Genomic DNA, 24,705 nt, shown 5'->3' with positions numbered 1-24,705 from the left:
GATTTGCTACGTAGTAAATTCCGGCACCATGACGCGCACCGCTCTCGCCCCGACGTTCACCGGAGCCGGAAACATCGAGTTCGCGGCTCACGACTACCCTGATCCCGGTCCCGGCCAACTGCTGCTGTCCGTGCAGGCCAACGCCCTCTGCGGCACCGACCGCCACCAGTACTTCGACGGCTCGTCCGTCGTCCCCGGCCACGAGGCCGCCGGGACGGTTCTGCAGGCCGGCGACGGAACCAGCACCGCCGTCGGCACCCGCGGCGCCGTGTTCCTGATGGACTACTGCGGCGAATGCCGGAGCTGCCGGTACGGCGCCACCAACCAGTGCTTCGCGAAACGCGCCGACATGGGCTTCACCCACGACGGCGGCTACGGTCCGTATGAGCTGGTCCACGAGTCCAACTTCTTCCCGATCACCGACGACGTCGAGATCGGCAACGCCACCATGCTGCTCGACGTGATGGGGACCAGCAGCCACGCCCTCGGCCGCGCCGCGCTGGTCCGGCAGGACGTCGAGAGCGTCTACATCGCCGGCGCCGGGCCGATCGGGCTCGGGTTGACCGTGATGAGCAAGCTCAAGTACGGCGCCGACGTACCGGTCTACATCTCCGACGTGTCGCAGTGGCGGCTGGACTTCGCCGAGACGTTCGGCGCGATCCCGCTGCCGGCCGGCGACCTGCGGGCGGCGGGGAATCCGGACGTCGCGTTCGATGCCTCCGGCAAGGAGTCCGCGCGGCGGGCGGCGCTCGACATCATCGGCAGACGCGGCGCGCTGATCTGCGTCGGCCACGGCGAGGGCGTCACCCTGAACGTGTCCGACGACCTGATCAGCCCCGAGCACGCGGTCCTCGGCAGCGAGTACTTCCGGTACGACGAGATGCCCGGCAACCTCGCGCTGCTCGCGGAGCACCAGAACCTGATCTCGCGGGTGATCAGCCACCGCTTCCCGGTGTCCGAGATCGCGGAGGCGTTCCGGTTGTTCCTGGCCGGCGAGACCGGCAAGGTCGTCATCACCCAGGAGGGCGCGTCGTGAGGGTCGCGGTCGTCGGCGCCGGCGGCTGGGGCGAGCACCACGCCCGGATCTTCGCCCGCCGCGAGGACACCGAACTGGTCGCCGTCGTCGGGCGGACCGCAGAGCGCACCCGGGCGCGGGCCGAGCGGTACGGCGCCACGCCGTACACCGATCTCGACCTGATGCTGGCGCGCGAGCGCCCCGAGCTGATCACGGTCTGCCTGCCGAACGAGGAGCACTTCGACGTCACGCTGAAGCTCGTCCGCACAGGCATCCCACTGCTCGTGGAGAAGCCGCTCGTCTTCGACCTGCGACAGGCCGACACCCTGATCAATGATGCTGAGGGCAACTTCTTCGCGATCAACTTCAACCACCGGTACGCCGAGCCCGTGCAACGCGCCAAGGCGCTGATCGACGCCGGCGAACTCGGCGACCTGGTGTTCGCCACCTGGCGCTTCGGCGGCGAGGCGAACCGTGGCGGCTCCCCGCACGCGAACCTGATCGAGACCCAGTGCCACGGCTTCGACATGCTCGAGCACCTGGCCGGCCCGATCTCCGCGGTGTCCGCGCACCTGGCCGACAAGACGTACGGCGCGTTCAGCACGGTCGCGCTCGCGCTCGACTTCGCGAACCGCGCCGTCGGCACGATGCTCGGCAGCTACGACTCGTCGTACGCGTACCCGGACACGCACCACCTCGAGATCAACGGCACCGAGGGGCGCCTGGTCATCCACGACACGGTCCGGTCGCTCAGCTTCAGCAAGCCCGGCGACCCGGTCGAGCGACGCTGGCACTCGACGTACTTCGACGACGAGTCCCGCACCTTCGCGGGCACCTTCGACCGCCACGTCGACGCCCTCCTGACCGCCCTCAACACCGGCGCCCCACCTCCGATCCACGCCCGAGCCGGCCGCCGCGCCCTCCAACTGGCCCACGCCGCGATCAAGTCCCACGAAACCGGCCGCCGGATCACCACCTCGTAGCATCAGCAGCATGGATCGAACCAACGCCCTGGCCGAACGTCTCTTCCGGGACGCCGCCGCGGCGCTCGAACTCGCGTCGGTCTACCTCGGCGAGCGACTCGGCCTGTACCGGTCGCTCGCCGGGCAGGGTCCGGCAACGTCGGCCGAGCTGGCCGAACGCACCCGGATCAACGAGCGGTACGCCCGCGAATGGCTCGAGCAGCAGGCCGTCAGCGGGCTGATCGAGGTCGACGACGTCGACGCCGCGCCGGCCGTACGGCGATACCACCTACCGGCTGACCACGTCCCGGTCCTCGTGGACGGCGACGACGTCAACTACCAGGCGTACAAGGGCGTCGAGCTCGCGCGAGCGATCCGGACGCTGCCGGACCTGGTCCAGGCGTACCGCACCGGCGACGCACCACCCCCGCAACCGTGGGAGCCGGAAGGGCGGGCCGAGTTCAACCGGGCGACGTACCTGAACCGGCTCGGCAGGGAGTGGTTGCCGGGGATCCCCGAGGTCGACGAACGCCTTCGAGCCGATCCGCCGGCCCGGGTCGCCGATGTCGCCTGCGGTACCGGCTGGTCGTCGATCGCGATCGCCGAGGCCTATCCGAACGTCACCGTGCACGGCGTCGACCTCGACGAGGACGCGATCGCCGCCGCGCGCCGGCACGCTGCCGAACGGGGCCTGACCGACCGGGTCACCTTCGCCGTCGCCGACGCCTCCGGGCAGCGGGCGGGCCAGTTCGACCTGGTGACCGTCCTCGAAGCTCTGCACGACATGTCCCAGCCGGTCGAGGCCCTGCGGACCGCCCGCGGCATGCTGGCCGCCGACGGTTCGGTGCTCGTCGTCGACGAGTACGTCGAGGACAGGTTCACCGCACCGGCCTCCGAGCTGGAGCAGTACCACTACGGCTGGAGCCTGCTGTCCTGCCTGCCCGGGGCGATGGGAGATCCGGAGTCGGCCGCGGTCGGGGCGGTGATGCGCCCGGACCTGCTGCGTGGCTTCGCCGCGGAGGCCGGTTTCACCGAGACGCAGGTGCTCCCGTTCCGCACCCCGATGTTCGCGTTCTACCGGCTCATCCCGTGATCGCGTCGGCCTTTGCCTGGAGGTAGCGCTGTTCGGGGAGGCTGGTGGTGCGGCGGGCGGCGGCGAGGTAGTGGGTGTGGGCCTTGGGCAGGTCGCCGAGGCGTTCGTAGAGGTGGGCGCGGGCGGCGTCCAGGCGGTGCGTCTCGGTGATGTTCTTGTCGTCCGCGATGGTCGCGAGCAGGTCGAGTCCCGCCTGCGGGCCGTCCACCTGGGCGAGGGCGATCGCGCGGTTGAGCGTGACCATCGGGTTCGGCGCGAACTTCTCCAGTACGAGGTACAGCGCGTGGATCTGCTGCCAGTCGGTCGCGTCCGCGCTCGGCGCCTCTGCATGGACGGCGGCGATCGCGGCCTGCAGCTGGTACGGCCCGACGGTGCCCTGCTGGAGCGTGTGCAGGATCAGGTCGGCGCCTTCGGTGATCTGCGCGCGGTCCCAGCGCGAGCGGTCCTGCTCGTCGATCGGGATCAGGCCGCCGTCGGTCGTGGTCCGCGCGGCGCGGCGGGAGTCGGTGAGCAGCATCAGCGCGAGCAGGCCCGCCACCTCGCCGTCGCCGGGCAGCGCCGTACGCAGCATCCGCGCCAGCCGGATCGCCTCCGCAGTCAGCTCGACGCGCTGCAGCTCCTCCCCCGAGCTGGCCGTGTACCCCTCGTTGAAGATCAGGTACAGCACTTGCAGCACTACGCGCAGCCGCTCGGCCTGCTCCGCGGCCGGCGGCATCTCGAACCGGCTGCCCGCCGCCTTGATGCTCTTCTTCGCGCGGCTGATCCGCGGCGCCATCGTTGCCTCCGGAACCATGAACGCCCGGGCGATCTCCGCGGTCGTCAGACCGCCGACCGCGCGCAACGTCAACGCCACCTGGGAGGCGGGCGTGACCGCGGGATGGCAGCACAGGAACAGCAGCGTCAACGTGTCGTCGGAGTCCGGCGCCTCGTCCACATCGGCGCCCGGGGCAACCAGCTCCTCCGGCCCGGCCATCGCGGCCAGGTTGTCCTCACGCCGCCGCCGCGCGCTCTCGCTCCGGAACACGTCCGTCAGCCGCCGGGTCGCGACCGTGATCAACCAGCCCCGCGGGTTCCCCGGTACGCCGTCCACCGGCCACTGCGTCGCCGCCGCCAGCAACGCCTCCTGTACGGCGTCCTCACACAGGTCGAACTGCCCGTGCCGCCGCGCCAGGAACCCCAGCACCTGCGGCGCGAGCTCCCGCAATACCCCCTCCACGTTCACCCCGCCGAGCCTAGCGTGCACAGCGACAGGACATGTACGTCGATCAGCACCACTCCGCCGATCGGCTGAGCGTGCGCATCGCCGCTCCGGGCCGACATCTCCTGTCGCTCTGTCCTCACTTGAACGACCACCCGGACCACCCGGCGGCCGTGATCGCGATCACCGGGCCTCGCGGCGGGTCGGACTCGTACTGCGGGTACTTCGCCACCAGCAGCTCCACCGCCGCCGGGTCCTCCGGCATCACCCGAGCCGAGCCGTCCACGCGGACCCACCACAGGTGCGTCCAGTCCTCGTCGTACTCGTCCACCAGCAGCGCGACCTCCGGGTGCGCGGCGATGTTCCGCAGCCGCTTCAGCGCGGTCGTCGTCTTCGGCTTCTGGTCGACCGCGACGAACAACGAGTCACCGTGGACGGCGTACGTCACCGGGACGAGATGCGGCCGCAGGTCCGCGCCGACGGTCGCCAGCCGGCCGACCCGGGCGGCCGCCACCCGTGCCCTGCAGGCCGCCTCGTCGAGCTTCACCGCTGCAGGTGCCGAAGGGCAGCGGTGGGGAGTTTGCGGGTGAGCGGGCCGAGAAGGGAAGCGTCGCGGAGGGCGGTCCGGGCGGCCAGGTGGCCGCAGGCACCGTGGACGCCGCCGCCGGGGTGGATCGCGGAGCTGCCGAGGTACAGCCCGTCGACGAAGGTCCGCGCACTGCCCAGCCCGATCGTCGGCCGGAACACCAACTGCTGGTGCAACTGCATCGTCCCGCCGCCGAGCGCGCCGAACCCGAGCGCGGTGTTCCCGGACTCCAAACCGGACGGCCGCTGCAGGTCCCGCCCGACGACCAGGTCGCCGAACCCCGGCGCGAACCGCTCGATCGCGCGCTCCATCCGCCCGGCCAGCTTCTCCGCCGACGCGTCGTCCGCGATCCCGCGCGGCAGGTGCGCGTACGCCCACACCGCCTCGGTCCCCGCCGGCGACCGCGACGGATCCGCCTTCGTGGTCTGCCCGATCAGCAGGAACGGCTGCGACGGCACCCGCCCGGTGTCCAGGTCCGCGGACAGGTGCACCAGGTCGTCCGCCGTACCACCGAGATGGACGACGCCCGCCGAGCGTGCCTCGGCCGCCGTCCACGGGATCGGCCCGCTGAGCCGGAAGTTCAGCTTGACGGTCGGGTAGTCCCACTCGAACCGCTCGTCCAGGTCCCGCCGCAGCCCGCCCGGAACGAGGGCCTCCGGCAACAACTCGCCGTACAGCACCGGCGCCGAGGTGTCCGCGATCACCGCCCGCCCGACCGTCACCACCTCGCCGGATGCCGTCCGTACGCCGGTAACGCGACCACCGGCGACGTCAACGCCGGTGACCGGCATGCCCGGGACCAGGAGCGCCCCGGCCCGTTCGGCCCGTCGTACGAGCGCGCCCGAGAACGCGGACGAGCCGCCGGTCGCGACCGGGTACCCGACGTCCTGCGCCAGCATCGCGAGCAGCCAGCCCATCGTGCCGCTGACGCTGCCCGACAACGGTGCGTCCGCGTGCAGGGCGTTCCCGGCGATGATCGCAGGACCGTGCCTCCCGTCGAACAACTCCTGGCCCATCCGGTGCATCGGCATCGCCATGAACCGCGCGAACCGCAGCAGTTCCCCCGCGGACCCGAGCTTCCGGGCCAGCTTCAGCCCCGGACCGACCGGCGGCCAGGTGGTGAGCAGCGCGTTCAGCAGCGGCTCGCGGACCGACACGTACTGCTGGTACAGCCGCAGCCACGCGTCACCGTCGCCGGGATGTTCCGCGCCGAGCGACTTCGCGGTGTCCTCCGGATCCGGGTGGATCGCCGCGGCGGCGCCGTCCTCGTCGAGCAGATGTACGAGCGGGAGCGGCGCGTGGGACCACTTCAGTCCGAACTTCTCCAGCTCGAGCGCGCGGATCACCGGCGACGCGACCCCGAGCGGGTAGTTCGAACTGAAACGATCGCTGATCCAGCCGCCGTCCTCGGTCGACCGCACGGCACCGCCGAACGTGTCGGCGGCCTCCAGCACCAGCACGTCCCAGCCCGCGTCGGCGAGCGCGATCGCGCTCACCAGCCCGTTCGGCCCCGAACCGATCACCACGGCATCAACACTGCGCGGCAGCATGCCTAAGACCTTAGCTCTGCTTGGCCACGATCTCCCGCATCAGGGTGGTGACCTCGCGGGCGCGCCCGATCATCGCCGGGTCGACCATGCGGCCGTCCGGCAGCACCAGTACGCCGCCGTTCGCCACGTCGGCCTTCTCGACCGCTTCCAGCAGCTCCTGCGCGGCAGCTACCTGCGCGGGGGTGGGGGTGAACGCTTCCACGATCGGCCCGAGCTGCCTAGGGTGGATGGCCGTACGGCCGACGAATCCGAGCGCTCGGCCTTCCAACGACGTGCGATGCAGACCGTCCAAGTCGTTGACGTTCGGGTACACCGACATCATGGGGGCGCCTAGGCCAGCCGCTCGGGAGGCGGAGACGAGGCGGGCGCGGGACCAGGCGAGCCCGGCGGGACCGTCGACTCCCAGGGCGCTGGAGAGGTCGGCCTCGCCCAGTGCGACCGCGACCACCCGCGGGCTCGCGGTGGCGATCTCGAACGCTCGCTCGACGCCCAGCGGCGACTCGATCAGCGCGGTGATCCTTGCCGACGGCACCTTTTCCAGAACGGCGTGCACGTCCGCGGCGCTCTCCACCTTCGGCACCCGCAACCGCACCGACGGTACGGCGGAGATCGCGGCCAGGTCGTCCGCGATCCACGGCGAGTGCAAGGCGTTCACCCGGACCTCCACCGGCCGCGAGGCGTTCGCCGCCACCCAGGCCACGGCCCAGCCGCGGGCGTCCGCCTTGTCGGCGACCGGTACCGCGTCCTCCAGGTCGAACACCACCAGATCGGGGCCCGCGGCAACGGCCTTCGCGAACCGGTCCGGCCGGTTCGCCGGAACGTACAGTGCGGTCAGCACGTCACACCACGCCGGCCGCGCGCAAGGCCGCCAGTTGGTCGGGCGTGACGCCGATCTCGGCGAGCACCTCGTCGGTGTTCGCGCCGTGCGGGCGTCCGGCCCACTTGATCTCCCCCGGCGACTCGGACAGCCGGAACAGCACGTTCTGCATCTCCACCGGACCGCCGAGCTCGTCGTCGTCCACGCTGACGATCGTGCCGAGGGCGGCGTACTGCGGATCGCCCACGATGCCGCGGATGTCGTGCACCGGCCCGACCGCGGCCTCGGCCTTCTCGAACTCCTCCATCACGAGATCCAACGGACGCGACGCGATCCACGACCCGACCGCCTCGTCCAGCTCGTCGGCGTGCTGCGCGCGCTCCCGCCCGGTCGCGAACCACGGCTGCGCGACCAGGTCCGCGCGCCCGACCAGCGTGACGACCCGCTCGGCGATGCTCTGCGAACTCGTCGACACCGCCACCCACCGCCCGTCAGCGGTCTTGTACACGTTCCGCGGCGCGTTGTTCGACGACCGGTTCCCGAGCCGCGGCTGCACGTACCCGGTCTGCTGATACGCCGTGATGCCGCCGCCGAGCATCATCAGGATCGGCTCGATGATCGCCATGTCGATCACCTGCCCGGACCCGGAGCGATCCCGCTCCCGCAACGCGACCAGGACCGCGTACGCCGTGGCGAGCGCGGTGATCCCGTCCGCGAGCCCGAACGGCGGCAGCGTCGGCGGCCCGTCCGGCTCACCGGTGACCGCCGCGAACCCGCTCATCGCCTCGGCCAGCGACCCGAACCCGGGCCGCCGCGACCACGGCCCGACCTGCCCGAAGGCGGTCACCCGCGCGATCACCAGCCGCGGATTCGCCTCCAGCAGTACGTCAGGTCCGAGCCCCCAACGCTCCAACGTCCCCGGCCGGAAGTTCTCGACCAGCACGTCGTTCTGGGCAACCAGCGACAGGAACACGTCCCGGCCGCGAGAGAGGTCCAGCGTCGCGAGCCGCTTGTTCCGGCCGAGCGTCTTGAACCACAGCCCGACCCCGTCCTTCGACGCACCGTGCGTACGGGCGGCATCAGGCCGGGACGGGTGCTCGATCTTCGTGACGTCGGCGCCGAAGTCGCCGAGGAAGGTCGCCGCCAGCGGTCCCGCGAACAGGGTCGCGGCCTCCAGCACCTTCACACCGTCGAGGGCAGCAGGTCTCATCCCGCGCACCGGAAACCGATGGTCGCCGACCGGTCCAGCCCGCCGCCGGTGAGCACCAGCTTGAAGCTGACCTCCGGCTCCTGCGGCCCGCCGTCGGCGTACCAGTCGGAGCCTTCGGCGCGGTAGTGCGAACCGCCCTTGAGGATGCAGAACCGGCTGCGGCCGTCGCGGTACTCGCTCTCGGTCAGGTTCCACACCAACGGCTCCCGCCGTACGAAACCTTCGAGAGCCGCAGCGACCTGCCACTCGTCCTCGGTAGGCAGCCGACCGCCACGCCAGGCGGCGTAGGCCCGCGCGTCCGCCAGCTCGACGTACGTCACCGGCTCGTCCTCGGTCCCCGGCACCGGAGCACCGTCGGCCCAGTGCTTCAGGAACCGATTCGCCACCAGCGGCTGGTATCCGGTCGCCTGCAGGAAGGTCAGATACTGAGCATTCGTCACCTCGGCAACCGCCACCGAGATGCCCGGCAGCGAGACCTCGCGCGTCACGGTCTGCAGATCGTGCAGGCGGGGCGGCAGCGGCTTCCACTCCTCGACGTACGGCGCGGTGTCGTACAGCCCCGTCTCGCGCCGCCGATGCTTCACCGTCAACGTCCGAGGGCCGGCGGGCACCTCCACCACAGCACCGATCGACGCGTCACCGGACACCGAAGGTACGTCGACCAGCGAGGCCGGCCGCATCGGGAACGCGGACTCCGCGACATGCGCCCGCGGCAACGTCCCCAGCTTCCGCGCGGTCGCCCGGCAGGACGCGCCCGCGGTCGCACCGACCCGGACGATCCCGGCCACGCCACGACCCGGTACGACGAGGTGGACGCCGTCGTCGTCCGCGGTGATCGGGACGCCCGAGGTCACGTCGTACCAGTCCCCGACCTGGTCCTCGGAGCGCAGCACGACGCCCTCGAAGTCCTCCTCGTCGCGGTTGACCAACGTCCAGAACGTGATGTCGGCGAGGTCGAACCGGGACCCGTAGACGCCGTGCGCGCGGGCCTTGTCCGGGATCTCCGGGGTGAGCTGGATCCAGTCGCCGTCGATCAGCACCGGCGCGAACGCGCGCTGCGCGGCGACCATCCGGCGCAGCGTCGCGCGGTCCCGGGCGTTCCAGCCGACCCAGGCCGAGAACACCGACTCCCAGACCAGCATGCCGACGCCGTTCACCCACGCGGACTGCAACTCGTCGCTGTGGTCGCGGTTCCAGCGGCGGGTGTGGTGCATCATGTGCCGGCGCTCGAACAGGTGCGCGCGCAGTACGCCGGGCGCGTGCGTGTCGGCGAACCACTGCGCCCAGGACAGCGCGTGGTCGCCGATCCTTGCCAGCGGCAACCGTGACTCGCCCTCCAGCGCGATCGCCGGGTTCGCCTTCCGGATCGCCCGCGCGAACGCCGGGTCGCCCTCCTTCAGAGTGTCCAGGAACACGCCGTCAACGTTGTAGTCGCTGACCAGTGAAGCGAACTCGTCCGCGTCCGGGCGCGCCGCCCGGCGGGTGCCGACGTCCCACGGGTTGTAGTCGAAGAACACGCGCAGGCCGAGCTCGTGCAGGTCGTCGACCAGTTGCCGCAGGCCGGGAACGTCGCGGTAGAAGTCGAACTGGTTCCGGTCGTCGATCCCGATCACCGGGTACGCGTGCCAGAGCACGATCGCGTCGTACCCGCCGAACTCCGCGACCCCGTGCTCGACGAACGTCGACGGCGTGAACTTCCCGGTCCGGACGTCGTACAGCAGGTCGTCCCAGAGCCAGACGAGCGCCACCGAGTACGCCGTCTGGGTCCACTCGCGACCGGGCTCCGCGTAGTGCGAACCGTCGTACCGGGTCCGTTCGAGGGCGCCGGCCTTCCACTCGGCGAGCGTGGCGCGCCACCGCGGCAGGTCGGCCGGGTCCTCCGGGGCGCCGATGATCTTGGCGTCGTCCAGGAAGGACACGTCGGCCGTCGGGTCCACCAGGGTCGGTAGATCGATCGGCCGCGGTTCGAGCGGGTTCACAGGTATACCTCCGCATAACGCGCGTCGATTGCATCCCCGTGAGGCACCGAGGGAATAGCCCCCGCGGCCTGAACACTTAATGAAGCAGCAACGTTAGCGCGTCGGACCGCGTTCGTCAGGTCGCTTCTCGTGACCGAGTCGTTAGCTGACACGGCAGCCAGTGCCGCGGCCAGCACCCCGCAGAACGTGTCGCCCGCGGCGGTGGTGTCGACCACCTCCACTGGTACTCCGTGCACCGCGATCTCGGGGGCGCCCCGGGTCAGGATCACCGCGCCCGCACCACCCAGCGTGACCACGGCGGCCGGGACCTTGCGGAGCAGCGCGGACCGGTCCGGCCCGGCGATCGCCTCGGCCTCGGTCTCGTTCACGACCAGCAGGTCGACCTCGGCGAGCAGCTCGTCGGACAGCTCCGCGGCCGGCGCGGCGTTCAGGATGAAGTACGGCGCCGCCGCGGCCGCCGCCTGGACCGTGCCGAACGGGATCTCCAGCTGCGCGAGCACGACCTTCGCCTGACCGATCGCGGCCAGCGCGGCACCGGACAGCGTCAGCTCGCCGTTCGCACCGGGCGCGACGACGATCGAGTTCTCGCCGCTCTCCTCGACGGTGATGATCGCCGTACCGGTCGGGGCCTTGCTCGTGGTCGCCAGCGAAAGGTCCACGCCGTCGAGCGCGTCCCGGAGCAGCGCGCCGCCCTCGTCGTCGCCGAGCGCGACCACCATCGCTGTACGGGCGCCTGCGCGCGCGGCCGCGACCGCCTGGTTCGCACCCTTGCCGCCCGGGCCGCGGGTCATCAGCCCCGCGAGCACCGTCTCCCCCGGCCGCGGGATGCGCTGGACCGGCAGGACCAGGTCGACGTTCGCACTACCTACCACTACAACTTCAGGCTCCACCCCGGGCCACCTCCACAGTCCGCCGCGCCAGCTCGTCGATCGCGATCTGGTTCATTCCGGGAAGGCTGGTGGCCACCCGGTTGTCCAGTGGTTCCGTCCACTCTGCCGGAACCCCGCGCGTGGCGCCAAAAACCGCGCCCACGGTGGCACCGGCCGAGTCGGTGTCCCAGCCGCCCATCACGGCGCGGCCGATCGCGGTCCCGAAGTCCGGAGCCGTCAGGGCGTAGGCGGTGAGTGCGGTGTTGTTCACCGCGTGTACCCAGTGCAGGTCGCCGTACTCCGCATGCAACGCGTCGAGGGCCTCGTCCAGACCGGCGTCGGCGAGCGTCAGCCCGAAGCGGACCGCGCGGGCGATCGCGCCCGAGGCGTCCACCGCCTCCAGGCCGGCAGTCACGGCCTCGACCGGGTCGTCCACCACCAGGGCCGCCGCGGACATCGCGGCCACCCACAGCGCGCCGTCCACCCCGGCACCGGTGTGGCTGAGCCGGGCGTCGACGAGCGCCAGCCGCGCCGCCGCCGTACGGTCGCCGGGGTGCGCCCAGCCGTACGCGTCGGTCCGGATCTGTGCGCCGATCCACTCCCGGAACGGGTTGCCGACCACCGCCGCGCGACCCGGCTCGACGCCTTCGAGAAGGTTGCGGTAGGCAACACGTTCGGCGGTGAACACCCGGCCGGCCGGCAGGTCGCCGAGCCAGCTCTGCGCCACGTCCTCGGTGCTCAGGCCCGGCCCGAAGCGCTCCATCATCAGCAGCGCGAGGATCGCGAAGTTGATGTCGTCGTCCTCGGGCATCCCGTCGATGACCTCGCGGAGGCTGGTCGGCTTCGACCGCCGGTTCCACGGCCACCGCTGCTGGATCTCATCCGGTACGCCGACGGCGGTGATGTACTGCGTGAGCGGCCACTGGCCCGAGCTCTCCAGGATCTCCCGGATGCCGGCGCGCGGGATCTTCTCGACCGGTTTGCCGAGCAGGTTCCCGGCGCACCGGCCGAGCCACGCGTTCAGCGTGCGGGCCTCCAGGTCGCTCGACTCCCCGAGCAACGGCAACTCCGGAACGGTGGGCGCACGCCAGTCCCCTGTTCTGGCGTCGAGCACCTCCAGCAGTTCCCGGGCGAGCGCCCGCAGTACGGGCGTCGCCGGCTCGTCGGAGGCGCCGGAGACCGGTGCGTCCGTCGTACCGCCGGCGGCGATCCAGCGCGCCTGCACGTCCGTGACGTCGATCCCCTCGGACCGTGCCTGGACCAGCTGGTGCGGCAGGAGGTCCTCCGGCTGCACCCACGTCAATCTCATCGCGTCAACTTCTCCAGTACATCGTCAGTACGTCGTTATCGCGTCAGGCCGTCCAGCGCGGCGTTCCGCCGGGCCCACCGGTCCGCATCGGCCGTCCGAATGTCCTGCGCGACGGCCGCCATCACCCGGCCGGGCTCCAGCAGTTCGGTCTTGCTCGCGGCGGCGATCTCCGTCACCCAGTCCTGCGGCACGCCGCCCAGACCTTGCAGCGCCCCGGTGATCGCACCGGCCATCGACGCGATCGAGTCCGCGTCCCGTCCGTAGTTCGTGCCGCCCAGGACCGCCCGCCGTACGTCTCCCTCGGAGACGAGGACGAACCCGAGCGCCACCGGCAGTTCCTCGATCGCCTTCGTCCGGCTCGGCCGCCGGGCGTCCATCGACAGCTCGCGGTAGTTCGGACCGACGGTGTCGAACGGCTCGATCGCCGTCCGCAGGACCGGGATCGCCTGCTCCCAGTCGGTGATGCCCTGGGCCGCTTCGGCGACCGCCTCGACGGCCCTCCGAGTGCCGTCCTTGGCCAGCCCGAGCGCGGTCCCGACGGCGGACGCCGGGGTCGCCCCCGGCGCCATCGCGGCGGCGACGGCGGCCGCGAACACGCCGGCCGCCTCCCGCCCGTAGCTCGACTGGTGCGCACCCGCGACGTCCAGCGCCTCGGCGTACGCGCCCTCGGGATCGCCCGCGTTGGCGATCCCGACCGGCGCCATGTACATCGCCGCGCCGCAGTTCACGATGTTGCCGACACCGGCCTCGCGCGGGTCGACGTGCCCGTAGTGCAGCCGGGCGACCAGCCACTTCTCGGCCAGGAACACCCGCTGCAGCAGCAACGCGTCCGCCTCGAGCTCCGGCACCCAGCGGGTCCCGTTCAGCATCTTCGGCACCAGCGACTCCGCGACCGCGTAGGCGTCCAGGTGGGTACGGCGTTCGTCGTACACCTCGACCAGCGCATGCGTCATCAAGGTGTCGTCGGTGATGTGCCCGTCGCCCTTGTGGTACGGCGCGATCGGGCGCGCGGTGCGCCAGTCGTCGTACCACGGGCCGACGATGCCGGTCACCCAGCCGCCGTGCCGTTCCCGGATCGCCTCCGGCGTCCAGCCCTCGACGGCGCCACCGATCGCGTCACCGACCGCGGCCCCGGCGAGGACCCCTACTGCTTTCTCTTCAAGAAGAGGCATCAGTTGTTGACCTGACCCCATCCGTCGCTCAGCTTCTTGCCCAGTGCCTGCAGATCGGTCTTGTTCGCCAGGAACTCCTGGAACGCCGGCGTCGCGATCTGGTCCTTCCACTTCGGGTAGTTGTCGACGCTCTGGAACGGCGCCTTGGTGAGTTCGGTGCCGGAGGCAAGCGTCTGCTGCCAGCCGTTCTTCCCGCCGGTCGCCTTCTGGATCGCGTCCCGGGCCGCCTGCGTGCTCGGGATCAGCTGGTCGCCCTGGCCGACCGCGGCCAGGTTGTCTGCCTTCATGAAGTAGTCGATGAACTTCGCCGCCTGCTCGACGTGCTTGCCCTCGGCCGGCACCGACAGGGTCTGCGGGTTCGCGGCCTGCTTGGTGCTGGTGCCCTTCAGCGGCGGCAGCACCTCCCACTGGAAGGCCTTCGGCGCCTCGGCGAGGATCTGCTGCGCGACGTAGTTGCCGGCGACAATCATCCCGTACTTGCCGGCGTAGAACCCGGGCAGTACGTCGGTACCGCCCTGGGTCAGCGAGGTCGGGTCGATCGACTTGTCGTCGTACGCCATCGCGTGGATCCGCTTCGGGACCTCGAGCTCCGCCTCGCCGACGGTCGCCTTCGCGTCGGTACCGCTGCCGTCGAAGTACTTCGCGTCGAAGTTCAGGCCGAGGTTCAGCATCGTCGCGGTCGGGCTCTTCAGGCCCCAGCCGAGGCCGTACTTGCCGCCCGCGGTCAGCTTCTTCGCGTCCGCGGCCAGGTCGTCCCAGCTCAGCGAGTCACCGGTCGCGGTGATCCCGGCGGCCTTGAGCATCGCGGTGTTGCCGAACACGACGTACGACTGCAGCAGCGTCGGCGCGCCGTAGATCTTGCCGTCCTTGGAGGTGGTGTCCCAGACGCCCTGGGAGACGGCGTCCTTGGTCTCCTGGCTCAGGTACGGCGAGAGGTCCGCGAGGTAGCCCTGGTTGATGAAACCGGTGATGTCGGCGGACTCGTCGTGGATGATGTCCGGCGCCGTACCGCCCTGGAACTGCGTCACCAGCTGATCGTGGACCGAGTCCCAGCTGCCCTGGACGTACTCGACCTGGATGTTCGGGTTGGCCGCGTTCCAGTCGGCGACGATCTTCTTCGTCGCCGTCACCGTGGTCTTCTGGAAGGCGAGGCTCTGGAACTTCAGCGTCACCTTCTCGTTGGAGCTGCTCGAACTGCTGTTGTCGTTGCTGTTGCCCCCACACGCCGCGAGCGCCACCAGTGCGCCCGCCGCGAATAGTGCCGTCATTACCTTCTTCATCGAGTCAGTCGCGGAGATACCCCCATCTTCCGGACGGGGACGAACCGCGACTCCCTCCCTTCGGCCATCAGGGACTGTCGGTCCCGACTGATTGGATGGATTCCATGTCCCGGTTCCGGCTGTACCCGACTGCCGAGCAACGAGTGAGCTTGCTGCAGCACTGCGAGCATGCACGGTATGTGTGGAACCTGGCGCTGGAGCAGTGGTCCATGTGGACCCGCGACAAGGGCCCGACGCCGGGCTATGTCGAGCAGGCACGCCAACTGACAGAAGTACGCGCCGTCTTCGGGTGGCTGCGCGCCGGGTCGCAGACCGTGCAGCAGCAGGCTCTCCGGGACTTCAACCAAGCTGTTCGGCACTACTACGCCAGGACCTACCGGCGACCGACCTGGCGCAAAGTAGGGCTGCACGAAGGGTTCCGGATCGTTGGCTCCCAGGCGTCCCGGATCGTGAAACTGAGCCGGAAGTGGGCCGCGGTGAACGTGCCGAAGGTGGGCTGGGTGCGATTCCGACTGTCCCGTGCGGTACCCAAGGCAAAGTCGTACCGCATCACTCAGGACAGGGCCGGTCGCTGGCACCTCGCGTTCGCCGCGATCCCGTCGCCGATCCCGGCACCTGGCACCGGCGAGGTAGTCGGTGTGGACCGCGGCGTGACCGTGTCGGCGGCGTTGAGTACAGGGGAACGTCTGGCCTGCCCCGGGCTGTCGGAGGCCGAGCAGGTACGGCTGAAGCAGCTGCAACGCCGCCTTGACCGCAGTCGGCGCGGCTCCAAGCGCCGTCAGCGGGTGACGACCAAGATCGCCAAAATGCATGCCCGCGCCAGCGACCGCCGCAAAGACTGGGTCGAGAAGACCAGCACCGACCTTGCCCGTCGGTTCGACGTGATCCGGGTTGAGGACCTGCGTATCACCCAGATGACTCGTCGGCCCAAACCCAAACCCGATCCCGAACGACCAGGTTCGTACCTGCCGAACCGGCGCCGTGCCAAACGCGTACTGAACCGAGGCATTCTCTCCAGCGGTTGGGGTGGCCTGGTACGTCGCCTTGAGCACAAAGCGCTCGGGCGAGTCGAAAGGGTCAGTCCTGCGTATACGTCGCAGACCTGCAGCGTCTGTGGGCATTGTGCAGCGGAGAACCGCGAGAGCCAAGCGGTGTTCCGATGCACAGCCTGCGGGCACCGGGCCAACGCGGACGTGAACGCGGCCATCAACATCGCGGCCGGACGGGCCGTCAGCGCACGCCGAGAGACGCCCGGTCGGGTCTCGCCGAAGCGTGAACCTCAACTCGCTACCTCCACGTAGTTGTTGGAATCCCCACCCCAGGGGTGGGGAGGACGTCAATACCTCTCCTAACCTTTGACTGCGCCGCTCAGCAGGCCGGACGTCAACCGGCGCTGGAGGAAGGCGAAGAACACCAGACTTGGCACGGTCGCCAGTACCGAGGCGGCGGCGAGCGGGCCGAACTGCACCTGGCCCTCGGCACCGACGAAGCGGGCGAGTACCAGCGGAAGCGTCTTGAGCTGCGGGTCCTGCAACAGGACCAGGGCGAAGAAGAACTCGTTCCACGCCGAGATGAAGGTGAACATCGCGGTTGCGATCAGCCCGGGCCGCAGCAGCGGCATGACGATCGACACGATCGTGCGCAGTCGCGATGCGCCGTCCACGGACGCGGCCTCTTCCAACTCACGCGGTACGGCGGCGACGTACCCCTGCAGCATCCACAGCGCGAACGGGAGCGACCAGACCATGTACACGACCACCACGCCGGGGATCGTGTTCGTCAGGTGCAGCGGCCGCAGGATCATGAACAGCGGGATCACAATTAGGATCACCGGGAACACCTGGTTGACCAGGATCCAGCCGTTCGTCAGCGGCCGCAGCCGGCTGCGGAAACGGGCCAGCGCGTACGAGACCGGGAGCGCGACGATCAGCACCAGGATCGTGCTGTAGATCGAGATCTGCAGGCTGTTGCCGAGGCCGCGGACCAGGCCCTGCTCGCTCAGCGCGTCGCTGTAGTTCGAGAAGCTGGGGTGCTTCGGCAGGATCGACGGCGTGATGCCGGCGAACTCCTGCGGCGACTTGAGCGAGCTGGAGATCAGCCACAGCAGCGGGAAGCCGAGGAAGATCAGGTACGCCAGGACGGCGACGTACTGGAGCGCGCGGGTGGCCGGCCGGGTCCTCATGCTTCGCTCCGCAGGCGGTTCCGCAGGTAGAAGAACAGGAACAGGATGATGATGACCACCATCACGTCACCCATCGCGGCCGCCATTCCGAAGTTGCCGTAGCGGAACGCCTCGTTGTACGCGAACAGCATCGGCAGCATCGTCTTGCCGCCCGGGCCGCCCGCGGTCAGCACGTAGACCAGGCCGAACGAGTTGAAGTTCCAGATCATGTCCAGGCTGGTGATCGCGACGATCACGGTCCGGAGCTGCGGCAGCGTGATGTTCCAGAACTGGCGCCACGCACCGGCACCGTCGACCGCGGCCGCCTCGTACAGGGTCCGGTCGATGCCCTGCAGGCCGGCGAGCAGCGTCACCGTGGTCATCGGCATGCCGACCCAGATCCCGACCACGATCACCGCCGGCAGCGCCGTACTGAAGTCGCCGAGGAAGTTGATCGGGTGGTCGGTGAAGTGCAGCTTCTGCAGGATCTCGTTGACCGGGCCGTTCGTCGGGTGCAGCAGCAGCCGCCACATGATCGCGACGACCACCGGCGGCATTGCCCACGGGATCAGCGCCAGGGTACGGGCGACGCCGCGGAACTTGAGGTCGGTGTTCAGCAGCAGCGCGAGACCAAGGGCGGCGACGAACTGCAGGATCGTGACCGACAGCGTCCAGATCACGCCGATCCGGAACGAGTCCCAGAACAGGTTGTTGTGCAGGAGTTTGGCGAAGTTGTCGAACCCGACGAAGTTCGTCTCGACGTGCAGGCCGGCGCGCGCGTTGGTGAAGCCGAGCGCGATGCCGCGGATCAGCGGGTAGACGCTGAGGATCAGCACCGGCAGCAGCGCGGGCAGGAACAGCAGGATCGCTTCCCTGTTCTGCTTGGGCTTCCCAGCCTTCTTCTTCACCGGCGCCGGCGCGGTCATGGTCGCGGTCATGGGGCCTCCCGGTCTGGACTGAGGAGCGGCGGGAGCGAAGCGACCAGAGCGACGAGGGAAGACCGGGAGCAACAGCCCCATGACCCGCCGCGCCGGAGGCGTGGCATCAGCACCGTCACGGCGTGGACCTCCTGATACTCAACGACGGCTGTACGACGATCCGCCGCGGCGTCCGGTCGTTGTCGTCGATCCTTGCCAACAGCAACTCGGCCGCCCGCCGCCCCCGCTCCGCGGACCCCAGATTCACACTCGTCAACGGCGGAAAACTCTGCTCGGCCAACTCGCTGTCGTCCATCCCGACCACCGCCACATCGCCCGGTACGTCGAGCCCGCCCGCCGCCAGCTCGTGCATGAGCCCGACCGCCAGCAGATCGTTCGCACACACGACCGCATCAAACCCACCCCCCGGGTGGGAGGAGGAGGCGCGCGTCTTCGCACTCCCCCTGCTTTTCAACAGTTCCAGGCCTGCGGTGCGGCCGGCGGCGAAGGTGAAGTCATTCGCTTCGACCACGGCTACGGGCTTGAGATTGTGTGCTTTGAGTGCCTCCGCGAAGCCCTTCGCGCGGGCGGCGCCCGGCACGGTGTCGGCGGGACCGTTCAGGAAGGCGATGCGCCGCCGGCCGCAGTACGTGAGGTGGTCGACGGCGAGCAGCATGCCCTTCGGGGAGTTCGCCCGTACGGTGTCGACGCCGGCCTTGGACGGGACGCTACCGGCGACGACCACCGGGACCTCGCACGCGCGGATCGCCTTCACCAGGTCCTCGTCGACGCGGATCGGGCTGATCAGCAGGCCGTCGGCGTACCCACGCGCCATCCCCTGCACCAGCGCGACCTCGTCGACCACCTCCGGTCCGGTCGTCGTCACCACGAGCCGGTACCCGGCCGCGGACACGACCTCCTCGACCGCGCGCATCATCGTCACGTACACCGGGTTGCCGACGTCCGCGACCGCCAGCGTCAGCTGGAACGTCCGCCCGACCTTCAGCGACCGCGCCCGCGCGTCCGGCACGTACCCGAGCTCGGCGACGGCGCGCCGTACCCGCTCGGTCATCTCCTCGGTGGCCGGCAGCCCGTTCAGCACGCGCGACACCGACGCCACCGAGACCCCGGCCGCCCGGGCCACCCCCGCGATCGTCGGACGACTCACGCCGGCCTCCTGTAATCGTTCTTGTAATCGTTTACAGGCCAGAGCCTAGGTCGCCGTCGGACCCCCGTCAACACCGCACGGTCCGCGGCGAGGCTCCGCCGCGGACCGTGCGATCGAACTGTTATCTCAACAACGCGTACTGAGCTGCGGGTTCGGCAGCACCGCACTCGTCGACGTACCGCCGAACCGGGCCAGGTCCGGTACGCCGTACTGCGCCGTCTTCCCGAACGTCAGCGTGGTCCGGCCCGCGATCACGTTGCCGAAGTTCCACACGCACACACCCGACCCGAGCGACGACCGCCCCAGCGTCCAGAACGGGTAGAACGCCGCGCCGGCCGGTGGCGCCGTACAGCCGGCCCCGGTCTGCGTGTTGCAGAGGATCTCCGACGCGCCCACGTTCGTCTCGAACTGCACGGACGGATACGGGTGCCCGCCGCCGGTGAACGGCCCGAGATACTCGAACGAGGTCGGATGCCCCGCGGTACCGTCCGGCCAGTCGGCCAGGTACGACGAACCGTCGAAGTCCAGGTCGCCGTTCTGGAACACGTTCTCCTGGCAGCCGGCGATCGGCCATCGTTCGACCACCGCCTTGCCGTTCACGACCGTGGTCCGCGGACCCGCGATCATGCAGTTCGCCCCGGAGAACTCGCAGTTGACGCCACTGGCCGAATCGTTGGTGGGACAGGCGATCCCGCCCTCGGTGGTCGCGTTCTGGCACAGCCCGGTCGCCGGGTTGCACGGACCCTCACCGGAACCGTTGCCCTCGGCACCACCGTTGCAGACCTGGTAGACGTTCGGATCCGAGAAGCTCTGCCCGTCCGCGAACGTCGAGCTGACCGGCAACGCACTCGACACGCTGGAGCACGCCTCGAAGTGCCCGAGCTCGTCCTGCATCAGTACGCCACCTTCCAGGGCCGCCCACGGGACCTGGTTCTGCTGCTGCGCGCTGCTGTACTCCGGGTGGAAGTCGAACGGCGTGCCGCTGCAGTCGGCGATGTTGGTGTTCATGAACCCGTTCGCGGCGCTGGCCACGACCGACCCGCTGCGCCCGGTACTCAGATCGTCGATCCTCGCGAGTAGACCGTGCGCGGTGTCGCGCATCACCACCCGCAGTACGTCGCCCTGCCCCATCTTCAGGGTGCGGTTGTTCCCCGTCAGCGTGGACACGTCGGTGAGCTGTGGACTCGGCGGCCCGGCGGGTACGCCGTCGGTCTGCAGGAACGAGAAGTTCACCGGCTCGATGCAGTTGTTGTTGCAGGTCGCGAACCCGAACGTGCAGGACAGGCTGTCGATCGTCAACGCCGCGCACCACTTGTTCGCGTCACAGCTCGGCGCGTCGATGAACGGCGCGAACCCCGGCGGGTAGAACTGCAGCTCCATGAACGCGGAGCCGGCCCCGTTCGGGTCGTTGATCGCGGAGCGGTTGGTGTCGCTGTCCGCCGTACACGCGTTCTGTGGGTACGACTTCGGGTCGCACAGCGGCAGCCCGAACCACGGCGCCGGGCTGAGCTCGGCGTACTTGCTCACGGCCGGGCTGTTCACGGTCGGCGTCGCGTGCGGGTCCCTGGACAGCCGCATCAGATAGCTGATGTCGTTCGCGCTACCCGGCCGGCTGGAGATGAACTTCACCGACGGCTCGTCGTGGCCGATGTAGTGCTCGTTGTCCTCGAAGCGCCAGGGCACTCCGTTCTGATCGACAGTCACGGGGTCGGCACACAACCCGCCCAGTCCGTTCTTGACCGACCTGTACTTCGGGCTGAACCCGTTGCAGTCCAGCATGTTGGTCGCGTTCGGCTTCACCGCGCCCGCGCCAGTGGGCGGCGCCGCGGCTGTTGCCTGCCACCCCAGAGCCGGCATCATCGCGATCGCGAGTGTGATGACCGCGGCCCCTATTCCCCAGCGATTTCTCGACCGATAACTCGATCCGCGCATCGGCGCGCCTCCACCCCGCAGCAGGGGGCCCGAGGCTGGGCCGGCGACGGCGCAGGGCCCCCCTTGTGGACCGCCGTCGGTGCAACAAGGCCAGGCTTATTCCTCGCCATCACCCACTGTCAATAGGTGACCACGCTTCTCAGCGGAGGCTCAGTCTTCGTCCTCGTCCGCACCGGGACGTTCTGCCCACGGGGTTTCCTTCGCGGGGCGGACGACGATGAGTTTGTCGCCTGCGGCAAGCACCGAGACGTTCGAGTCGTAGTACCGGTGCACCTTGCCGTCCCGGACCACCGACACGACCCGGTCGGGCAGCGCCGACGGAGGCTTGCCGACCTCGCGGCCGAGCACCGGGCGCTCGGCGACCTCGAGGCCCTCGCCGTACGTCAGCAGGTCCTCCATCACCTCGCCGAGGTTCGGGCTGACCGAGGTCAGGCCGAGCAGCCGGCCGACGGCCTCCGACGAGGTGACCACGGCATCCGCACCGCTCTGCCTCAGCAGCGGGACGTTGTCCTCCTCCCGAACCGCGACGACGATGTGCGCGTTCGGGTTCAGTTGCCGGACCGCCAGCGTGACCAGCACGGCCGAGTCGTCCCGGTCGGTCGTCACGATCACTTCGCGGGCCGTCATCACCTCGGCGCGACGCAGTACCGTCCGGTTCGTCGCGTCGCCGTGGAAGGCGGCCATCTGGTCGTTGCCCGCGTCCCCGATCGCCTGCGCCCGTGGGTCGATCACCACGATGCTGTCCCGCTTGACACCGTTGCTGAGCAGCGTGTGCACCGCCGAGCGGCCCTTGGTGCCGTAGCCGACGACGATGGTGTGGTCCTTCATCCGTTTCCTCCAGCGCGTGTCGCGCATGATCCGGCGACCCTCGTTGGCCAGCACTTCCAGTGTCGTACCGACCAGAACCACCAGGAACGCGATCCGCAGCGGAGTCACGATGAAGGCGTTCACCAGCCGGGCAGTGGGCGTCACCGGTGTGATGTCGCCGTACCCGGTCGTGGTGAGCGTGACGGTTGCGTAGTAGATGCTGTCGATCAACCCGACTTTGCCGTCGTAGCTGTCGCGGTAGCCGTCACGGTCGACCACCACGATCAGCACCATCACGGTCAGCAGCCCCAGCGCGATCAGGAACCGCGTGAAGAGCTGAAAGAGCGGCGAGCGTGTGCTCGCGGGCAGGTTGACCAGCAGACCGTGGGGGTTCCGGCCGGTGGGAAGGGGTGGCACGGCTATGACGATATTGCACCGCGGCCCGATCCACCTCATGCGACAGGCTCCGGTCGGACAGCGCGACACTCACCATCAGACTGTCGCCGTCGCGGACCACCCGCGAACGCATCCGCAACCGCTCCAAGGTCCGCAGCATCGCGTGGTTCTCCGGCTGCACCATGCACACGATCCGGTCCGCGCCGCGGGTCCGGGCGCCTTCGACCACCTCACGCAGCAGCCGCAGCCCGAGGCCTTGCCCCTGCCAGCCGTCCTCGACGAGTACGGCGACCTCCATCGTCGTACTGCCCAGCTCCTCCCACGGCGCCGCCGTCGCCATTCCGACCACCGCGTCGCCGACACACGCCACGATCGACACCCCACCGGCCGGCGCGGACAGGTGCCGCGCCGTCCGCGCGGTCAGCTTCGGCATCGGCACGTGGTACCGGCGGGTGCGGCTCTCGTACGAGCACCGGTCGTGCATCGCGACGACCGCGTCGGCGTCCTCGACGGTGGCGGTCCTCGTGGTCGGTACGCCGCTACCGGGCCGCGGGCCTTCCGGAGTCTCGTACCGCTCGGCCAGGCGGCCGGCGATCTCCACCAGTACGTCGGCCCGCGCCCACTCCGCCGGCGTGTACTCGTCGAACCCCTGCAGCGCGCCGAGCTCGTCGTCGACCGACACCGGGTCGTCGATCAGCCGCAGTACGGCCCGCAGGTACCGGGTCGGGGCGTCATGGAGTACGTCGGCCTGGCACGGGCGGACCGTCGTACGGACGCAACCGGCCTCCGCGACCAGGGCCGTGAGGTCGTCGGCGGTCCAGCCGACACCGGTGGAGACGACCAGCTCGTCGACCGCGCCGGTCTCGGACGTGAAGACCTCCAGGTGGAGGATGTTGATGTCGTCCGCACCACACCGTGCAGCGAGTTCGGCCAGGGCACCGGGCCGGTCGGCGAGTTCGGTCCTGATCTTCCAGAGCATGCGGACGCCCTCCCTCGTGGAAACGTGCTTTCCACTGTGCGCTGGAGGTGTTGCCCGGCCGGGTCCGGAATGTTACGCCCGCGTCAACGTTTGCGCCGGATCCTCGGCAGGTACGGACGGCGTGGCGGGAGGACGACCGGAGTCTCGCGCTTGTCGAGGTCCGCGTGCCGGAGCAGCTCCGGATAGGTGGCCTGCGGTACGGCGGGGTACGTCGTCACGATCGCGTCGCCGGAAAACACGAAGAAGATCGCCTGACCGTCCTTGATCACCTTCAGCAGCGTCCCGTCGCGGACCGTGAGCGCGTGCTCGAAGGCCTTCCGGCGCGCGGACCGCTTCGCCCAGGCGGCCTGTACCGCCTGCTGCGCGGGCTCGCGCCCGTGCCGGACCGCCTCGACCACCAGCGGTCCGTAGCGCACGCCGTACTTCACCAGGTTCTTGGCCAGCTGACTGCTCTTCCCCGCTCCACTCGCCATGGGACGAGGGTACTCAGGGCTTCCAGTTGTACGGGACCGTCACGGACACCGGCCGCAGCCCGAGGCGGGCCAGGATGCCGCGGCTGTCCGGCGACGCGTCGACCTGCAGGTACTTGTACCCCTGCGCGGCCGCGAGGTTCCGGCGGTACGCGACGTGGGCGCGGTAGATGCCCTTGCCGCGCCACTCCGCCAGCGTCGAACCGCCCCACAGCGAGGCGAAGTCGGTGCCGCGGTGGAACCGGATCCAGGACCCGCAGACCAGCTTCGGGTCGTCCTCGTCGGTCTCCGCCACCAGCACCGTGCCCGGCTCGTCGGCGTTCGCGATGTCCGCGCTCAACGCCGCCGGCAGCCAGTCGTGCGAGTAGCCCCAGACCTCTTCCTCCATCGCCTGCATCCGCTCGAGGTCGGCGTACTCGGTGATCTCCCGCAGCCGGATCCCCTCCGGGAGCACCACCTCGGACGCCAGCTCGGCGATGTCACCGATCAGCAGGCACTCCTCGTCGTCCGGGACGAACCCGGCCTTCGTCAGCCGCTGCGGGAGGTCCTCCGGCAGGTCGTGGGTGTAGTACTTCCACTCGAACTTGGTGCCGCGCTCCTTGAAGTACGCGACCTGGTCCGCGATCAGCTGGTCCAGCTCCGCGCCGTCGACGCCGCCGAGGTACTGGACGAACCCGTTGCCCTCGATGCCGACGCTGCGGATCACCGCGCCGAGGTGCTCGACGGTGTCGCGGCCCGTCCGGGTGCGGATCTGCTGGTCGAACGCGGTCCGGAGAGCGAGGGCCGCGGGTGTCGTGTCGAGAGGAATCACGGCATTAGTAGACCAAATGGCCGC

At 69.8% G+C, this 24,705-nt stretch carries 22 protein-coding genes; 4 read left to right on the top strand and 18 right to left on the bottom strand.

The window, feature by feature from the left end; translation table 11 throughout:
- Positions 1-28 precede the first annotated feature (28 nt).
- Genes ACFV9C_RS33220 through ACFV9C_RS33210 form a run of 3 tightly spaced genes read left to right on the top strand, consistent with a single transcriptional unit; the run spans position 29 to position 3,070 of the window.
- A complete protein-coding gene (locus ACFV9C_RS33220; protein WP_380199719.1) occupies positions 29-1,036 on the top strand; it encodes an alcohol dehydrogenase catalytic domain-containing protein in 1,008 nt (335 codons plus the stop codon).
- On the top strand, positions 1,033-1,998 hold the full coding sequence (locus tag ACFV9C_RS33215) for a Gfo/Idh/MocA family protein (protein ID WP_380199717.1): 966 nt from the start codon (positions 1,033-1,035) through the stop codon (positions 1,996-1,998). The genes ACFV9C_RS33220 and ACFV9C_RS33215 overlap by 4 nt, the downstream gene beginning before the upstream one ends.
- 10 nt (positions 1,999-2,008) lie before the next feature.
- On the top strand, positions 2,009-3,070 hold the full coding sequence (locus ACFV9C_RS33210) for a class I SAM-dependent methyltransferase (RefSeq protein WP_380199715.1): 1,062 nt from the start codon (positions 2,009-2,011) through the stop codon (positions 3,068-3,070).
- Here the strand turns inward: ACFV9C_RS33210 and ACFV9C_RS33205 are convergent.
- From ACFV9C_RS33205 to ACFV9C_RS33160, 10 genes are all read right to left on the bottom strand, one after another.
- On the bottom strand, positions 3,060-4,292 hold the full coding sequence (locus tag ACFV9C_RS33205; RefSeq protein ID WP_380199713.1) for an RNA polymerase sigma factor: 1,233 nt from the start codon (positions 4,290-4,292) through the stop codon (positions 3,060-3,062). The two genes, ACFV9C_RS33210 and ACFV9C_RS33205, sit on opposite strands and share 11 nt — an antisense overlap.
- 115 nt (positions 4,293-4,407) lie before the next feature.
- Positions 4,408-4,815 carry a TIGR03668 family PPOX class F420-dependent oxidoreductase gene (locus ACFV9C_RS33200; RefSeq protein ID WP_380199711.1) on the bottom strand — a complete coding sequence of 136 codons (408 nt, stop codon included), beginning with the start codon at positions 4,813-4,815 and terminating at the stop codon, positions 4,408-4,410.
- Positions 4,812-6,404: a phytoene desaturase family protein gene (locus ACFV9C_RS33195; RefSeq protein ID WP_380199709.1), complete on the bottom strand. Its 1,593-nt coding sequence runs from the start codon at positions 6,402-6,404 to the stop codon at positions 4,812-4,814. The genes ACFV9C_RS33200 and ACFV9C_RS33195 overlap by 4 nt, the downstream gene beginning before the upstream one ends.
- Positions 6,405-6,414: 10 nt before the next feature.
- Positions 6,415-7,242: an HpcH/HpaI aldolase/citrate lyase family protein gene (locus ACFV9C_RS33190; protein ID WP_380199707.1), complete on the bottom strand. Its 828-nt coding sequence runs from the start codon at positions 7,240-7,242 to the stop codon at positions 6,415-6,417.
- A gap of 1 nt (position 7,243) precedes the next feature.
- Positions 7,244-8,431, bottom strand: coding sequence for a CaiB/BaiF CoA transferase family protein (locus tag ACFV9C_RS33185; protein ID WP_380199705.1), 1,188 nt, complete (start codon positions 8,429-8,431; stop codon positions 7,244-7,246).
- Complete coding sequence (locus ACFV9C_RS33180) at positions 8,428-10,410, bottom strand: SUMF1/EgtB/PvdO family nonheme iron enzyme (protein ID WP_380199703.1); 1,983 nt, start codon at positions 10,408-10,410, stop codon at positions 8,428-8,430. The genes ACFV9C_RS33185 and ACFV9C_RS33180 overlap by 4 nt, the downstream gene beginning before the upstream one ends.
- Positions 10,407-11,300: a ribokinase gene (locus ACFV9C_RS33175; RefSeq protein WP_380199701.1), complete on the bottom strand. Its 894-nt coding sequence runs from the start codon at positions 11,298-11,300 to the stop codon at positions 10,407-10,409. The genes ACFV9C_RS33180 and ACFV9C_RS33175 overlap by 4 nt, the downstream gene beginning before the upstream one ends.
- Positions 11,290-12,588: an ADP-ribosylglycohydrolase family protein gene (locus ACFV9C_RS33170; RefSeq protein ID WP_380199699.1), complete on the bottom strand. Its 1,299-nt coding sequence runs from the start codon at positions 12,586-12,588 to the stop codon at positions 11,290-11,292. The genes ACFV9C_RS33175 and ACFV9C_RS33170 overlap by 11 nt, the downstream gene beginning before the upstream one ends.
- A gap of 35 nt (positions 12,589-12,623) precedes the next feature.
- Complete coding sequence (locus ACFV9C_RS33165; RefSeq protein ID WP_380199697.1) at positions 12,624-13,760, bottom strand: ADP-ribosylglycohydrolase family protein; 1,137 nt, start codon at positions 13,758-13,760, stop codon at positions 12,624-12,626.
- The gene (locus tag ACFV9C_RS33160) at positions 13,760-15,028 is read right to left on the bottom strand and encodes an ABC transporter substrate-binding protein (RefSeq protein ID WP_380199695.1); all 1,269 of its coding nucleotides are present in this window, start codon (positions 15,026-15,028) and stop codon (positions 13,760-13,762) included. Before ACFV9C_RS33160 ends, ACFV9C_RS33165 begins: the two co-directional genes overlap by 1 nt.
- 116 nt (positions 15,029-15,144) lie before the next feature.
- On the opposite strand from ACFV9C_RS33160, the gene ACFV9C_RS33155 reads away from it, so the two are divergent.
- The gene (locus ACFV9C_RS33155; protein WP_380199693.1) at positions 15,145-16,341 is read left to right on the top strand and encodes an RNA-guided endonuclease InsQ/TnpB family protein; all 1,197 of its coding nucleotides are present in this window, start codon (positions 15,145-15,147) and stop codon (positions 16,339-16,341) included.
- A 47-nt stretch (positions 16,342-16,388) separates the two neighbouring features.
- Here ACFV9C_RS33155 and ACFV9C_RS33150 read toward each other — a convergent pair whose 3' ends face one another.
- The 8 genes from ACFV9C_RS33150 to ACFV9C_RS33115 form a co-directional block, all read right to left on the bottom strand.
- On the bottom strand, positions 16,389-17,222 hold the full coding sequence (locus ACFV9C_RS33150; protein WP_380199691.1) for a carbohydrate ABC transporter permease: 834 nt from the start codon (positions 17,220-17,222) through the stop codon (positions 16,389-16,391).
- Entirely contained in the window at positions 17,219-18,139 is a 921-nt protein-coding gene (locus ACFV9C_RS33145) for a carbohydrate ABC transporter permease (protein WP_380199689.1), read from the bottom strand. The genes ACFV9C_RS33150 and ACFV9C_RS33145 overlap by 4 nt, the downstream gene beginning before the upstream one ends.
- 115 nt (positions 18,140-18,254) lie before the next feature.
- On the bottom strand, positions 18,255-19,286 hold the full coding sequence (locus ACFV9C_RS33140) for a LacI family DNA-binding transcriptional regulator (protein ID WP_380199687.1): 1,032 nt from the start codon (positions 19,284-19,286) through the stop codon (positions 18,255-18,257).
- A 126-nt stretch (positions 19,287-19,412) separates the two neighbouring features.
- The gene (locus ACFV9C_RS33135; protein ID WP_380199686.1) at positions 19,413-21,146 is read right to left on the bottom strand and encodes a hypothetical protein; all 1,734 of its coding nucleotides are present in this window, start codon (positions 21,144-21,146) and stop codon (positions 19,413-19,415) included.
- Between the two features lie 222 nt (positions 21,147-21,368).
- Positions 21,369-22,319 (bottom strand): potassium channel family protein, encoded by a 951-nt coding sequence (locus ACFV9C_RS33130; protein WP_380199684.1) that lies wholly within the window; start codon positions 22,317-22,319, stop codon positions 21,369-21,371.
- Positions 22,291-23,400 carry a GNAT family N-acetyltransferase gene (locus ACFV9C_RS33125; protein WP_380199682.1) on the bottom strand — a complete coding sequence of 370 codons (1,110 nt, stop codon included), beginning with the start codon at positions 23,398-23,400 and terminating at the stop codon, positions 22,291-22,293. The genes ACFV9C_RS33130 and ACFV9C_RS33125 overlap by 29 nt, the downstream gene beginning before the upstream one ends.
- Positions 23,401-23,483: 83 nt before the next feature.
- Positions 23,484-23,873 carry a hypothetical protein gene (locus ACFV9C_RS33120; protein WP_380199680.1) on the bottom strand — a complete coding sequence of 130 codons (390 nt, stop codon included), beginning with the start codon at positions 23,871-23,873 and terminating at the stop codon, positions 23,484-23,486.
- A gap of 13 nt (positions 23,874-23,886) precedes the next feature.
- Complete coding sequence (locus ACFV9C_RS33115; RefSeq protein ID WP_380199678.1) at positions 23,887-24,681, bottom strand: GNAT family N-acetyltransferase; 795 nt, start codon at positions 24,679-24,681, stop codon at positions 23,887-23,889.
- Positions 24,682-24,705 lie beyond the last annotated feature (24 nt).

The sequence above is a fragment of the Kribbella sp. NPDC059898 genome (assembly GCF_042730855.1).
Lineage (GTDB): Bacteria > Actinomycetota > Actinomycetes > Propionibacteriales > Kribbellaceae > Kribbella.
This window is presented reverse-complemented; position numbering and strand designations above follow the sequence as displayed.